This is a genomic window from Pseudonocardia sulfidoxydans NBRC 16205 (assembly GCF_007989085.1).
Lineage (GTDB): Bacteria > Actinomycetota > Actinomycetes > Mycobacteriales > Pseudonocardiaceae > Pseudonocardia > Pseudonocardia sulfidoxydans.
Map to the genome: position 1 here is coordinate 1 of NZ_BJVJ01000049.1, position 12,847 is coordinate 12,847.

12 protein-coding genes are annotated in these 12,847 nt (G+C 73.6%); 5 read left to right on the plus strand and 7 right to left on the minus strand.

What is annotated here, in order from left to right:
• Nucleotides 1–8: 8 nt before the first annotated feature.
• The 5 genes from PSU4_RS20870 (at nucleotide 9) to PSU4_RS20890 (ending at nucleotide 3,784) form a co-directional block, all read left to right on the plus strand.
• Nucleotides 9–1,187: a phosphoglycerate kinase gene (locus PSU4_RS20870; RefSeq protein WP_147111055.1), complete on the plus strand. Its 1,179-nt coding sequence runs from the start codon at nucleotides 9–11 to the stop codon at nucleotides 1,185–1,187.
• Nucleotides 1,188–1,291: 104 nt separating this feature from the next.
• Nucleotides 1,292–2,107, plus strand: a complete 816-nt coding sequence (gene tpiA / locus PSU4_RS20875) for a triose-phosphate isomerase (protein WP_147111059.1) — start codon at nucleotides 1,292–1,294, stop codon at nucleotides 2,105–2,107.
• A 216-nt stretch (nucleotides 2,108–2,323) separates the two neighbouring features.
• Nucleotides 2,324–2,557 (plus strand): preprotein translocase subunit SecG, encoded by a 234-nt coding sequence (gene secG, locus PSU4_RS20880; protein ID WP_147111062.1) that lies wholly within the window; start codon nucleotides 2,324–2,326, stop codon nucleotides 2,555–2,557.
• 41 nt (nucleotides 2,558–2,598) lie between these two features.
• Nucleotides 2,599–2,940, plus strand: a complete 342-nt coding sequence (locus PSU4_RS20885) for an RNA polymerase-binding protein RbpA (RefSeq protein ID WP_147111155.1) — start codon at nucleotides 2,599–2,601, stop codon at nucleotides 2,938–2,940.
• 43 nt (nucleotides 2,941–2,983) lie between these two features.
• Nucleotides 2,984–3,784 (plus strand): class I SAM-dependent methyltransferase, encoded by an 801-nt coding sequence (locus PSU4_RS20890; RefSeq protein WP_147111065.1) that lies wholly within the window; start codon nucleotides 2,984–2,986, stop codon nucleotides 3,782–3,784.
• A 194-nt stretch (nucleotides 3,785–3,978) separates the two neighbouring features.
• Here PSU4_RS20890 and PSU4_RS20895 read toward each other — a convergent pair whose 3' ends face one another.
• The 7 genes from PSU4_RS20895 to tkt form a co-directional block, all read right to left on the minus strand.
• A complete protein-coding gene (locus PSU4_RS20895) occupies nucleotides 3,979–4,383 on the minus strand; it encodes a hypothetical protein (RefSeq protein WP_147111068.1) in 405 nt (134 codons plus the stop codon).
• A gap of 10 nt (nucleotides 4,384–4,393) precedes the next feature.
• Nucleotides 4,394–5,176 (minus strand): 6-phosphogluconolactonase, encoded by a 783-nt coding sequence (gene pgl / locus PSU4_RS20900; RefSeq protein WP_147111071.1) that lies wholly within the window; start codon nucleotides 5,174–5,176, stop codon nucleotides 4,394–4,396.
• Nucleotides 5,177–5,217: 41 nt separating this feature from the next.
• Nucleotides 5,218–6,171 carry a glucose-6-phosphate dehydrogenase assembly protein OpcA gene (gene opcA, locus PSU4_RS20905; protein ID WP_147111074.1) on the minus strand — a complete coding sequence of 318 codons (954 nt, stop codon included), beginning with the start codon at nucleotides 6,169–6,171 and terminating at the stop codon, nucleotides 5,218–5,220.
• Nucleotides 6,172–6,211: 40 nt separating this feature from the next.
• Nucleotides 6,212–7,783 carry a glucose-6-phosphate dehydrogenase gene (gene zwf / locus PSU4_RS20910; RefSeq protein ID WP_147111078.1) on the minus strand — a complete coding sequence of 524 codons (1,572 nt, stop codon included), beginning with the start codon at nucleotides 7,781–7,783 and terminating at the stop codon, nucleotides 6,212–6,214.
• Nucleotides 7,784–7,863: 80 nt separating this feature from the next.
• Complete coding sequence (locus PSU4_RS20915; protein ID WP_147111081.1) at nucleotides 7,864–9,351, minus strand: hypothetical protein; 1,488 nt, start codon at nucleotides 9,349–9,351, stop codon at nucleotides 7,864–7,866.
• A gap of 8 nt (nucleotides 9,352–9,359) precedes the next feature.
• Nucleotides 9,360–10,472, minus strand: coding sequence for a transaldolase (gene tal / locus PSU4_RS20920; protein WP_147111084.1), 1,113 nt, complete (start codon nucleotides 10,470–10,472; stop codon nucleotides 9,360–9,362).
• A gap of 37 nt (nucleotides 10,473–10,509) precedes the next feature.
• The gene (gene tkt / locus PSU4_RS20925) at nucleotides 10,510–12,597 is read right to left on the minus strand and encodes a transketolase (RefSeq protein WP_147111087.1); all 2,088 of its coding nucleotides are present in this window, start codon (nucleotides 12,595–12,597) and stop codon (nucleotides 10,510–10,512) included.
• Nucleotides 12,598–12,847 lie beyond the last annotated feature (250 nt).

The window sequence follows — 12,847 nt, forward strand, 5'->3', positions numbered from 1 at the left end:
TCGAAGCTGTGAGGTCACTCGACGACCTGGTCGACGAGGGGGTCGAGGGCCGGCCGGTGCTGGTCCGCTCGGACCTCAACGTCCCCCTCGACGGTGAGCAGATCACCGACGACGGGCGCATCCGGGCCTCGGTCCCGACCATCTCGGAGCTGTCCGGGGCCGGCGCGATCGTCGTCATCGCCGCGCACCTGGGCCGTCCGAAGGGCGGGCCCGACCCGGCGCTGTCGCTGGAGCCGGTCGCCGCCCGCCTCGGTGAGCTGCTCGGTGCGCCCGTGCGGCTCGTCCGCGGCGGCGAGCTGCCCAACCTCGCCGCGGGCGACGTCGTGCTGCTGGAGAACATCCGCTTCGACGCGCGCGAGACCAGCAAGGACGACGACGAGCGCGCGGCTCTGGCCGACGAGCTCGTGTCGCTGATCGGCGACGACGGCGCGTTCGTCTCCGACGGCTTCGGTGTCGTGCACCGCAAGCAGGCGTCGGTGTACGACGTGGCGCAGGACCTGCCGTCCTACGCGGGTGGGCTCGTCCAGGCCGAGGTCGAGGTGCTGCGGCGCCTCACCGACGACCCGGCGCGTCCGTACTCGGTCGTGCTGGGCGGCTCGAAGGTCTCCGACAAGCTGGCCGTCATCGAGGCGTTGCTCCCGCGCGTCGACAGCCTGTTGGTCGGCGGCGGGATGTGCTTCACGTTCCTCGCCGCGCAGGGCCACGGCGTCGGGTCCTCGCTGCTCGAGTCGGAGCAGATCGCCAACGCCCGCAAGCTCCTGGAGTCGGGCAAGATCATCCTGCCGTCGGACGTCGTCGTCGCCGACGCGTTCGCCGCCGACGCGAAGACGAAGCTGGTCGCGGCCGACGAGATCCCCGACGGCTGGATGGGGCTCGACGTCGGACCGGACACCGTCCGCGTCTTCGGCGAGACGCTGTCCGGGGCCCGGACGGTGTTCTGGAACGGCCCGATGGGCGTGTTCGAGCTGGCGCCCTTCGCCGAGGGCACCCGCGGTGTGGCGCAGGCGATCGTCGACGCGACGGCGGCCGGCGCGTTCAGCGTCGTCGGGGGAGGGGACTCGGCCGCGGCCGTGCGGGCCCTCGGCCTGCCCGAGGACGGCTTCTCCCACATCTCCACCGGCGGCGGCGCGTCGCTGGAGTACCTGGAGGGCAAGTCCCTCCCCGGCCTCTCCGTGCTCGACCGCTGATCCGCGCCGCCTGATCCGCCGGCCCGCGCGGCCCCGTCCGGGCAGCGCGGACCGGCGGATCGACGACCACCGACCGACCGGGTCGGAACGAACAGAAGACGAGGATGCCCGTGACCCCGCCCGCTGGGACCCCGACCGGCCGCAAGCCGCTCATCGCCGGCAACTGGAAGATGAACCTCACGCACCTCGAGGCCATCGCGTTCCTGCAGAAGCTCGCCTACGGGCTGCCCGAGAAGTACTACGCCAAGGTCGAGGTGGCGGTGCTGCCGCCGTTCACCGCGATCCGCAGCGTCCAGACCGTCATCGACGGCGACGGCCTGCTGATGACGCACGGGGCGCAGGACATCTCCCAGCACGGGTCGGGCGCCTACACCGGCGACGTGTCGGGGCAGATGCTGGCGAAGCTGCAGTGCCGCTACGTCACCGTCGGGCACTCGGAGCGCCGCGAGTACCACCACGAGGACGACGCGGTCGTCAACGCGAAGGTGCGGGCGGCGTTCGCCAACGGGATCGTCCCGATCCTGTGCGTCGGGGAGGGCCTCGACGTCCGCGAGGACAGCGGCCAGGTCGGGCACTGCACGGCGCAGCTGTCGGCCGCGCTGGAGAAGGTGACCCCGGAGCAGGCGGCGACCCTCGTCGTCGCCTACGAGCCGATCTGGGCGATCGGGACGGGCCGGGTCGCCGGCCCGGCCGACGCGCAGGAGGTGTGCGCGGCCCTGCGCGCCACCCTCGCCGAGCTCTACGACGAGACCGTCGCGGCCGCGGTCCGGGTGCTCTACGGCGGCTCGGTGAAGTCGGGCAACGTCGGTGAGATCGTCGGCGAGGCCGACGTCGACGGCGCGCTCGTCGGTGGGGCGAGCCTGGACCCCGACGAGTTCGCGAAGCTGTGCGCCATCGCGGCGGGCGGCCCGCTGCCGTAACCGGCGGCGCGCCCGACACGCGACACGACGGGGCGGGGTCCGGGTTCGCCGGCCCCGCCCCGTCGTCGTCGGTTCTCCTGCGCGGCACCGGCGGACGCCCTCGGTAACGCCCGGGCTGCGCTGCGCGAGCACACGATGACGGAACATCCGGACCTCCCGGGCCGACGCGCATGGTCGACGGGTAGCCTGGTGGACCCCGATGTGAATGAGGATGGGATGAAGCTCGCCCTGGATATCGTGCTCATCGCCTCCAGCGTCGTGCTGGTGCTGCTGATCCTGCTGCACCGCGGTCGCGGCGGCGGTCTGTCCAGCCTGTTCGGCGGCGGCGTCCAGTCGAGCCTGTCCGGGTCGAGCGTCGCGGAGAAGAACCTCGACCGGATGACCCTGTTCACCGCCGCGATCTGGGTGATCTCGATCGTCGGCACCGGCGTCCTGATCAAGCTCGGCTGACGGGCCGGCACGGGTCGGAGAAGGAGTACAGAAGCATGGCGATGTCTGGTGGCAACGCGATCCGCGGCACCCGCGTCGGGGCCGGTCCGATGGGCGAGTCCGAGCGGGGCGAGACCGCGCCGCGGGTCCGGGTCGCCTACTTCTGCGCGACGGGCCACGAGACGCGTCCGTCGTTCGCCGCCGAGGCGGAGATCCCCGAGACGTGGGACTGCCCGCGCTGCGGCCTGCCCGCCGGGCGTGACCACACCGCCCCGCCCGCGGCGCCCCGCAACGAGCCGTACAAGACGCACCTCGCGTACGTGAAGGAGCGCCGCAGCGACGCCGACGGCGCCGCCATCCTCGAAGAGGCCCTCGGCCGGCTCCGCGCGTCCCGCGAGCTCTGATCCGGCACCCGTGGGCAAGGACCGTCGGATACTCCGGGGGGCCTTGCGCGCCAAGGTGATGCGGGCGGTCGACGAGATCGTGACCCGTCGGGTCGACGACCAGACGGCTGCGCTGCGCGCCGAGATCGCCGCCCTGCGCACCGACCTGACCGACGTCGTCGGCCGGTCCCAGGACGCCGTCGTCGCCGAGCTGCGCGCCGCCGAACGACGGTCCCGGCGCGACCTGGTGGCCGCCGGTGAGCGGGCCGCGGTCGTGTCGACGTCCCGGTTCGTCGAGGAGCAGATGCGCGACGCCATCGCCCTGCCCGACGCGGCGGCGACGCTCGACCACGCGATCGCGAAGGCCCCGAGCGGCGGGCTGGCCCTGGAGTTCGGCGTGTACACCGGCGGGACGCTCACCCGCATCGCCGACGCCCGCGCGGGCGATCCGGGCGCCGTCGCGGGGTTCGACTCGTTCGACGGGCTGCCCGAGACGTGGCGCGCCGGGTTCCGTGAGGGCGTGTTCGACGACGTGACCGCCCCGCCGGACGTGCCGGGCGCCGAGATCGTCGTCGGGCTGTTCGCCGACACCCTGCCGGGGTTCCTCGACGCCCATCCCGGCCCGGTCGACTTGTTGCACCTCGACGCGGACCTCTACTCGTCGACGGCGACGGTCCTCGACCTCGTCGGGCCGCGGCTGCGGCCGGGCAGCGTCGTGCTGTTCGACGAGTTCTTCAACTACCCGGGCTGGGAGCAGCACGAGGCCCGGGCGTGGCGGGAGTACGTCGACGTGAGCGGCTGCACGTTCGCGTGGGAGGCCTACACGGTCGCCGACGAGCAGGTCGTCGTCCGCGTCACCGGCTGAGCCGACGAACCGTGAGCGTCGGGCCGCCGCCCGGCGTGTCCCCGGCGCGCAACCCTACGGTCCTCTTCGACCGCTGACACAGCAGTGAGGTTGCGCGCGGCGGTGCGGCGGCACTGTGTGGCACCGTACCGGGCGACGAGCGGTCGTGAGCGGCGATAGTCGCCATGGCGACTATCGCCGCTCACAGGGGCCGCTCACAGGGCGTCGAGGGCGCGCAGGAGGGTCCCGGGGCCGGCGACGCCCGCGCCGACCGCCTCGACCCGGGTGCGCAGCAGCCGGTCGGCGGTCACGACGACCACCTCGGCGCCGGAGCCGGTCAGCTCCGCGGTGACGTCGACGATCGTCGCGTCGCCGTCCCCGGCGGCCCGGACGACCTCCAGATCATCCACGGGGCCGATCGCCGCGGCGCGGGCCGCGCCCTCCAGGACGAGCACGATCCAGTCGACGTCCGCGGCGACGTCCCCGGTCGACGACGGGCCGGCCGCCAGCGCCGCGGCGAGCCGGTCCGCCAGCCGCGCGGCGGCACCGGCCCGGTCGCGCCACCAGCCGTCGGGACGCGAGCCGACGACGTTGGCGCCGTCGACCACCAGGACCGTCACCGGCGGCGGGTCAGGCGATCGGCGGCACGAGGTCGCGGGGCAGCTTCGAGGCGGCGGCCTTGTCGAGCAGCCAGCGGGTGCGGGTGCGCCCGCTCACCCCGGCCACCGGGATCGCGACCTCACCGGCCCCGGTCAGCGCCATGGCGACGGCGGCGGCCTTCGGCTCACCGGTCGTCATCACCCAGACCTCGACGGAGTTGCGGATCGCGGGCAGCGTCAACGAGATGCGCGTCGGCGGCGGCTTCGGGCAGCCGTGGACGGCGACGACGGTGCGTTCGGTCTCGTAGACCGCGGGGGAGTGCGGAAAGATCGAGGCCGTGTGCCCCTCGGGGCCCATGCCGAGCAGCAGGACGTCGAGCGCCGGCATGGGGCCGTGGTCCTCGGGCGCGGCGCGGCTCGCGAGCAGGTCGGCGTAGGCCTCGGCGGCGGCGTCGGCACCCGAGGGGCCGGTGCCGGTGTCGGCGCCCATCGCGAAGACCTTGGCGGGGTCGATCGCGACGTGGTCGAGCAGCGCCTCACGGGCCTGGGTCTCGTTGCGGTCGGCGTGCCCACGGGGCAGGAAGCGTTCGTCGCCCCAGTAGAACTCGATCCGCGACCAGTCGACGGCGTCGCGGGCGGTGCCGGTGCGCAGCTGTTCGAGCAGCGAGATGCCGATGCCGCCGCCGGTGAGGCCGAGCCGCGGGGTGCGCCCGGCCGCCTGCAGGTCGACGAGCTTGGTGACCAGCCGGGCCGCGACGGCGGCGGCCAGCACGTCGGGGGTGCGGTGGACGACGATGTCCGGTTGGGGCGCCATGGACGGTGGACCTACCTTCTCGCGGCGGGGTGCGGGACGGGTCAGGGGACGAGGTTGACCGGGGTCCGGCCACGGGAGATGCGCCCGATGCCGGTGAGGGCCTCGGCGTAGATCTCGTCGGGGTCGAGCCGGCGCAGCTCCTCGGCGAGGCAGTCGGGCACGCCGCGGCGGGTGAGCGCGATCATCCGGTCGGGCTGGCCGGGCTGGCGCAGCGTCGCCGTACGCCCGTCGGGGCGCAGCAGCTCGATCGCCCCGGAACGGCGGGTCAGCTGCACCGACGACATGCCGCCGCCGTTGCCGGTCGCGGGGGACCGCTTGACCTTGACGTCGAGCCGGACGGCGAGCCACCCGGCCAGCAGGTCGGTCGACGGGGACACGCTCTCCCCGGCGACGACGGCGCCGGTGACGGGCTCGTGCGGCGGGTTGTCCAGCGCGGTGGCCAGCAGCGCCCGCCAGTGCGTGAGCCGGGTCCAGGTGAGGTCGGAGTCGCCCGCGACGTGACCGGCGCGGCGCTGCTCGAACGCCTTCATCGGGTTGCGCGAGGACAGCGCGTCGGTGATGCGGCGCTGCGCGAGGCGGCCTATCGCGTCGTCGGAGGGGACGGCGGGCGCGTCGCCGGGCCACCACGCGACGACGGGCGCGTCGGGCAGCAGCAGCGGCACGACCATGCCGGCGCCCGCCTCCTCGGAGGCCAGCGGGCCGTAGCCGCGCAGGACGACGACCTCGCTGGCGCCGGCGTCGCCGCCGACCCGGATCTGGGCGTCCAGGCGGGCAGCGGCCTTGCGGGCGCCACGGGCGACGACGATGACCCGGCACGGGTGCTCGCGGCTGGCGGCGTTCGCGGCCTCGATGGCGTCCTCGGTGCCGCCGCCGTCGTCGGTGACGATGACGAGGGTGAGGACGCGGCCCAGGGCCATGACGCCGCCGCTCTCGCGCAGCTCGACGAGCTTGCGGTTGACCATGGACGTGGTGCTCGACGGCAGGTCGACGATCATCGGGGGCTCCTCCCGGACGGGGCGGCGGTGGTCGCGGTGGTCACGGCCGCCGCCAGGTGCGTCCGGTGCGGGCCATCATGCGGTTGGACGACTCGGGCCCCCAGCTGCCCGCGGGGTAGGGGTCGGGGCCGCCGTCGGCGCCCGCCCACGACTCGATGACGGGGTCGAGGATCTGCCACGAGCGTTCGACCTCGGAGTTCACCGGGAACAGCGACGGCTCGCCGAGCAGTACGTCGAGGATGAGCCGCTCGTAGGCCTCCGGGGAGGCCTCGGTGAACGCGGTGCCGTAGCCGAAGTCCATGGTGACGTCGCGGACCTCCATCTGGCTGCCCGGTACCTTCGACCCGAACCGCATCGTGACGCCCTCGTCGGGCTGTACCCGCACGACCAGCGCGTTCTGCCCGAGCTCCTCGGTCATCGTCGCGTCGAACGGCAGGTGCGGGGCGCGTTTGAAGATCACCGCGATCTCGGTGACGCGACGCCCGAGGCGCTTTCCGGTGCGCAGGTAGAACGGCACCCCGGCCCAGCGCCGGGTGTCGACCTCGACGGTGATCGCGGCGAACGTCTCGGTCCGCGAGTTCGGGTCGTAGCCCTCCTCGTCCTTGAGCCCGCGGACGAGCTCGCCGCCCTGCCAGCCGCCGGTGTACTGGCCGCGGGCGGTGGTCTCGTCGATGGGGCCGACGAGCCGGGTGGCGTTGAGCACCTTGATCTTCTCGGCGCGCAGCTCGTCGGAGGAGAAGGAGACGGGCTCCTCCATCGCGGTGAACGCGAGCAGCTGCAGCAGGTGGTTCTGGATGACGTCGCGGGCGGCGCCGATGCCATCGTAGTAGCCGGCGCGACCGCCGAGGCCGATGTCCTCGGCCATGGTGATCTGCACGTGGTCGACGTAGTGGCTGTTCCAGATGGGCTCGAACAGCTGGTTCGCGAAGCGCAGCGCCAGGACGTTCTGGACGGTCTCCTTGCCGAGGTAGTGGTCGATGCGGAACACCGAGTCCTCGGGGAAGACCTCGTTGACGATGCCGTTGAGCTCGATCGCCGAGCGCAGGTCGTGGCCGAACGGTTTCTCGATGACGACGCGGCGCCACTGCTCGCCGTCCTGCGCGGACAGCCCGGAGCGCGCCAGCTGCTTGCAGACGACGGGGAAGGCCGCGGGCGGGATCGACAGGTAGAAGGCGTGGTTGCCGCCGGTGCCGCGGACCCGGTCGAGGTCGTGGACGGTCTGGGCGAGCCGGTCGAAGGCGTCGTCGTCGTCGAAGGTGCCCTGCACGAAGCGGAAGCCCTCGGCGAGCTTGTCCCACACCTCCTGCCGGAACGGGGTACGGGCGTGGGCGCGGACGGCGTCGTGGACGACCTTGCCGAAGTCGTCGGCACCCCAGTCGCGGCGGGCGAACCCGACGAGCGCGAAGCCCGGCGGCAGCAGCCCACGATTGGCGAGGTCGTAGATCGCCGGCATGAGCTTCTTGCGCGAGAGGTCGCCGGTGACGCCGAAGATCACCAGGCCGCAGGGGCCGGCGATGCGGGGGAGACGTTTGTCACGGGGGTCGCGCAGCGGGTTGGTCCAGCCGAGCGCACCCGGACCGGCGGTGGTCCTGCCAGCCGTCATCGGTGTCATCCCCGTTCTCCTCGCCGGTGCGAGGTCTGGTCGGTGTCACGCATGTCTGGCCGGGTCCGGCGGTAGGGCGTTCGTGCGGGTCAGAGCTCCTGGACCGCGCGGGCGACGGTCACCAGGCCACCGAGGCGGTCGCGCAGGTGCAGGCCGAGCACCGGGCGACCCGCGGTGACGAGGTCGGCGGTGGCGGCTCCCGCCTGCGCGGCGACGACATCGTCGAGGGTCCCGCCGGCCGGCAGGTCGTGATCATGCTCGCTGTCGCCGGTGATCACCAGGAACGCGGTGTCCGGGGTGTCGCGGTGGTGGCGGCCGACGCCGTCGAGGGTGCGGGGGGCCCAGCCGAACGTGGTGGGCCGGCCGGTGCGGCGGGCGATCTCGGGCCCGAGGACCGCCGCGGACGCGTCCTCGCGTGGGTCGAGCCAGGCCTCGACGGCGATCGCCCCACCGGCGCGGGTGGCGAGCCCGCGCAGGGCGTCGACGACCGAGTCGGCATGCGTCCCGTCGCCCGCCCGGATCTCGACGTCGCCGTCGACAGCGACGCACCGCAACGGTTCCGCGCTCCCGGCCGAGGGGACGCCGCCCGCGAACGGGTCGGCCCCGAGCACCCGTGCCACGGTGGCGACGGCGTACTGCCACAGCACGACCTGCGCCCCGACCCCGCCACGGGTCGAGAACACGTTCTCGCCCCGGCGCAGCGTCAGGGAGGGCCCGCGCCCGCCGCGGCCGGGGACGAGCAGCGGCAACGGTCCGAGCCCGCCCGTCGAGCCGCCGACGAGGTGCTCGACCCAGTCGGCGAGCCCGTCGGGCCCGCTCTCCGGGTCGAGGACGAGCGGCGCGGGGTCCTCGGCGAGCAGCAGCCCCGCGAGCACCAGAGCGGGGTTGTCGGGATGGTCGGCGGTGACGAGCGCGGTCGCCTCGGACGCCTCGGCCAGCAGCTGTTCGACGTCGGTACCCGCGAGCCCCGCCGCGACCAGGGCCGTCGCGCCGAGCGTGCCGAACCGCGACGGCACGTCGCGTTCCGCGGTCACGACCGGCGCGCCGGCCTCCAGCGCGAGCTTCTCCACCCGGGAGCCGGCCTCGGTGACGACGACGACCCGCGTCTCGGCGCGCACGCCCTCGGCGCGGATCGCGTCCCGCAGGATCGCGACGACCGTGTCGGCGGGGCCGTCGGCCTGCCCCGCGGTGTCGACGTGCACGACGACCGTCGATGCCATGTCGCCCTCGAGGACGTCGACCAGCGCGCCCGGGTCGGCCGAGTCGAGCACCTCCAGCGGGGCCGCCGACGCCCGGGCGAGCACGGCGGCGCCGTGGGCCTGGCCGGGCGCGGCGACCAGGACGACGCGGCGTGCGCCGTCGACCCGGAACCGCTCCCGCAGCGCCGCGATCTGCCCGACCAGCGGCCGTGACGTGCGCGGCAGCGCGGCCCAGCCGACGGCGTCGGTCGCGGCCCGGCCCCACACACTGGGGTCGGCGTCGCCGATCCGGGACGCGACGGTCCCGCCCGCCAGCCGCGCCGCGACGAGCGCGGCGTCGGCGGCGAGCGGGCCGTCGCCCGGATCGACCAGTGTCATGGGGTGTGTCAGCGCGCGCCGTCCAGCTGCTCCTGGACGGTCGTGCCCAGCTCGTCCCACGACTTGTCGAACTTCTCGACGCCCTCGTTCTCCAGGGTGAGGAACACGTCGGTGAGGTCGATGCCGACGCGCTCGAGCGCGTCGAACACCTCCTGGGCCTGCGCGCCGGTGCCGGTGACGCGGTCGCCGTGGGTCTCACCGTGGTCGGCGAACGCCTTCATCGTCTTCTCCGGCATCGTGTTCACCGTGTCGGCGACGACGAGCTCGGTGACGTAGAGGGTGTCGGAGTAGTCGGGGTTCTTCACCCCGGTCGACGCCCACAGCGGCCGCTGGACCTTGGCGCCCTTGGCCTTCAGCGCCGAGTAGCGCTCACCGGAGAACACCTCCCGGAACGCCGCGTAGGCCAGCCGCGAGTTGGCGACACCGGCCTTGCCGCGCAACGCCTTCGCCTCGTCGGTGCCGATCTTGTCGAGCCGGGCGTCGATCTCGGTGTCCACGCGGGACACGAAGAACGACGCGACCGACGTGATCGGCGCCAGCGGGTGCCCGTTGGCGGCGGCCTGTTCGAGGCCGTCGAGGTAGGCCTCCATGACCCGCCGGTAGCGCTCGACCGAGAAGATCAGCGTGACGTTGACGCTGACTCCCTCGGCCAGCGCGCGGGTGATCGCGGGCAGGCCCTGCTCGGTGGCCGGGATCTTGACCAGCAGGTTGGGCCGGTCGACGGCCTTCCACAGGTCCAGCGCCTCGGCGACGGTGGCGTCGGTGTCGCGGGCCAGGGTCGGGTCGACCTCCAGCGAGACCCGGCCGTCGACGCCGCCCGTGGTCTCCCAGGTGCCGGAGAACACGTCGCAGGCCTGCTGGACGTCGGCGACGGTGATCTCGCGCACCGCGTCGGCGACCGAGGCACCGCGGGCGGCGAGCTCGCGCACCTGGTCGGTGTAGGCCTCGCCGTTGGCCAGGGCCCCGGCGAAGATCGTCGGGTTCGTGGTGACGCCCACGACGTTCCAGTCCTCGATCAGCTCGCGCAGGTTGCCGCTGCGCAGCCGCTCGCGGGACAGGTCGTCGAGCCAGATGGACACGCCCGCCGCGGACAGTGCGGCGAGCCGTTCGTGGGTGCTCATGAAGATCTCCTCTTATCGTGTCCCGGTACGGGGCCCGTCATACCCGCGCCAGGCTCCTGCGGGCCGCGGCGACGGCGGCCTCGGTGGTGATCCCGAACTCGCGGAACAGCGTCTGGTAGTCGGCGCTGGCCCCGAAGTGCTCGATGGACACGTGCTCGCCGGCGTCGCCGGTGTACCGGTACCAGGGCATCGCGATGCCGGCCTCGACGGAGACCCGGGCGCGGGTGGCGGCGGGCAGGACGTCCTCGCGGTAGAGGTCGGTCTGCTCCTCGAACCACTCGACGCACGGCATGGACACGACGCGGGTGGGGACGCCCTCGGCCTCGAAGACCTCGCGGGCCTCGACGGCGATCTGCACCTCCGAGCCCGTCGCGATGAAGATCAGCGCGGGACCGTCGGCGCCCGACTCCTTGGCCAGCACGTACCCGCCCTTGGCGACGCCCTCGGTGGACGTGCCCGCCAGCACCGGCAGGTTCTGCCGGGTCAGCGCGATGCCGACGGGGCCGTCGTGGCGCTCGAGGGTGGCCTTCCACGCCGCGGCGGTCTCGTTGGCGTCGCCGGGCCGGACGAACGCCAGCCCCGGGATCGCGCGCAGCGCCGCGAAGTGCTCGATCGGCTGGTGGGTGGGGCCGTCCTCGCCCAGGCCGATCGAGTCGTGCGTCCACACGAAGATCGGGTCGGCCTTCATCAGCGCGGCGAGCCGCACCGACGGACGCATGTAGTCGCTGAAGACCAGGAACGTGCCACCGTAGGGCCGGGTCGGGCCGTGCAGCGCGATGCCGTTGAGCGCGGCGCCCATGGCGTGCTCGCGGATGCCGAAGTGCAGGGTGCGCCCGTACGGGTGCGCGTTCCACATCTTCGTGGCGGCGTCCTTGGGGCCGAACGAGTCGGCGCCCTTCATCGTGGTGTTGTTGCTCTCGGCCAGGTCGGCCGAGCCGCCCCACAGCTCGGGCAGCACGTCGGCGAGCGCGTCGAGCACCGCGCCCGAGGCCTTGCGGGTGGCGACACCCTTGGGGTCGGGGTCCCAGTGCGGCAGCGCGTCGGCCCAGCCGGCGGGCAGTTCCTGGGCGACGAGCCGGTCGAACAGCTTCTTGCGCTCCGGCTCGCGCGCGGCCCAGTCCTCGAACGACTTCTCCCACTCCTGGTGCGCCCGCTGTCCGCGGTCGCGGACCTCACGTGCGTGGGCCAGCGCCTCGGGGTCGACGTCGAAACTCTTGGCGGGGTCGAAGCCCAGCGCCTCCTTGACGGCGGCGACCTCGTCGACGCCGAGGGCGGCACCGTGCGCGGCGCCGGTGTTCATCTTGTTCGGCGCGGGATAGCCGATGATCGTGCGCAGCAGGATGAACGACGGCCGCTGCGTCTCCGCCTTGGCCGCCTCCAGTGCCGCGAGGATGCCGGTGACGTTCTCGCCGCCCTCGACGACCTGCACGTGCCAGCCGTACGCCTCGTAGCGCGCCGCGGTGTCCTCCGACAGCGCGATGTCGGTGTCGTCCTCGATGGAGATCTTGTTGTCGTCGTAGACGACGGTGAGGTTGCCCAGCTCCTGGCGCCCGGCCAGCGACGACGCCTCGGAGGTGATGCCCTCCTCGATGTCGCCGTCGGAGGCGATCACGTACACGTGGTGGTCGAACGGGCTGGAGCCCTCGGGGGCGTCGGGGTCGAACAGGCCGCGCTCGCGCCGCGCCGCCATCGCCATCCCGACCGCCGACGCGAGACCCTGGCCCAGCGGGCCCGTCGTGATCTCGATGCCGGGGGTGTGGCGGTGCTCGGGGTGGCCGGGGGTCTTCGAACCCCACGTGCGCAACGCCTCGAGGTCCTCGATCGTCAGCCCGTAGCCCGACAGGTACAGCTGCAGGTACAGCGTGAGGCTCGAGTGGCCGCACGACAGCACGAACCGGTCGCGCCCGACCCAGTCGGCGTCCGACGGGTCGTGCCGCATGACGCGCTGGAACAGCGTGTACGCGAGCGGGGCGAGGCTCATGGCGGTGCCGGGATGGCCGTTTCCCGCCTTCTGCACGGCGTCGGCGGCGAGGACCCGGATCGTGTCGACGGCCTTGCGGTCGAAGTCGGTCCAGTCGGCAGGCACGTCGGGGTGCAGGAGGGGGGAGACGTCGGTCGCTGACACGGGTTGCGCTCCTGGGGTCGTCTCGGATCGTGGGGACCCGCGCGTTCACGGGTCCGGTCGGGATCAGCCTAGTCACGGTGACCTTCTCCGCCAGGGGCCTTACGGCCGACGTGACCGGGTCGGACACCCGACGTCGGAGTCACTGCACAGTGGACGCCGGGCGGATCCGGACCGGTCCCGCCGGGCCACCCGGTCACCGTCGGTGGTGGCGGGGGAGGGGTTCCGTGAGCGGCCCACGAGCGGCACCGGG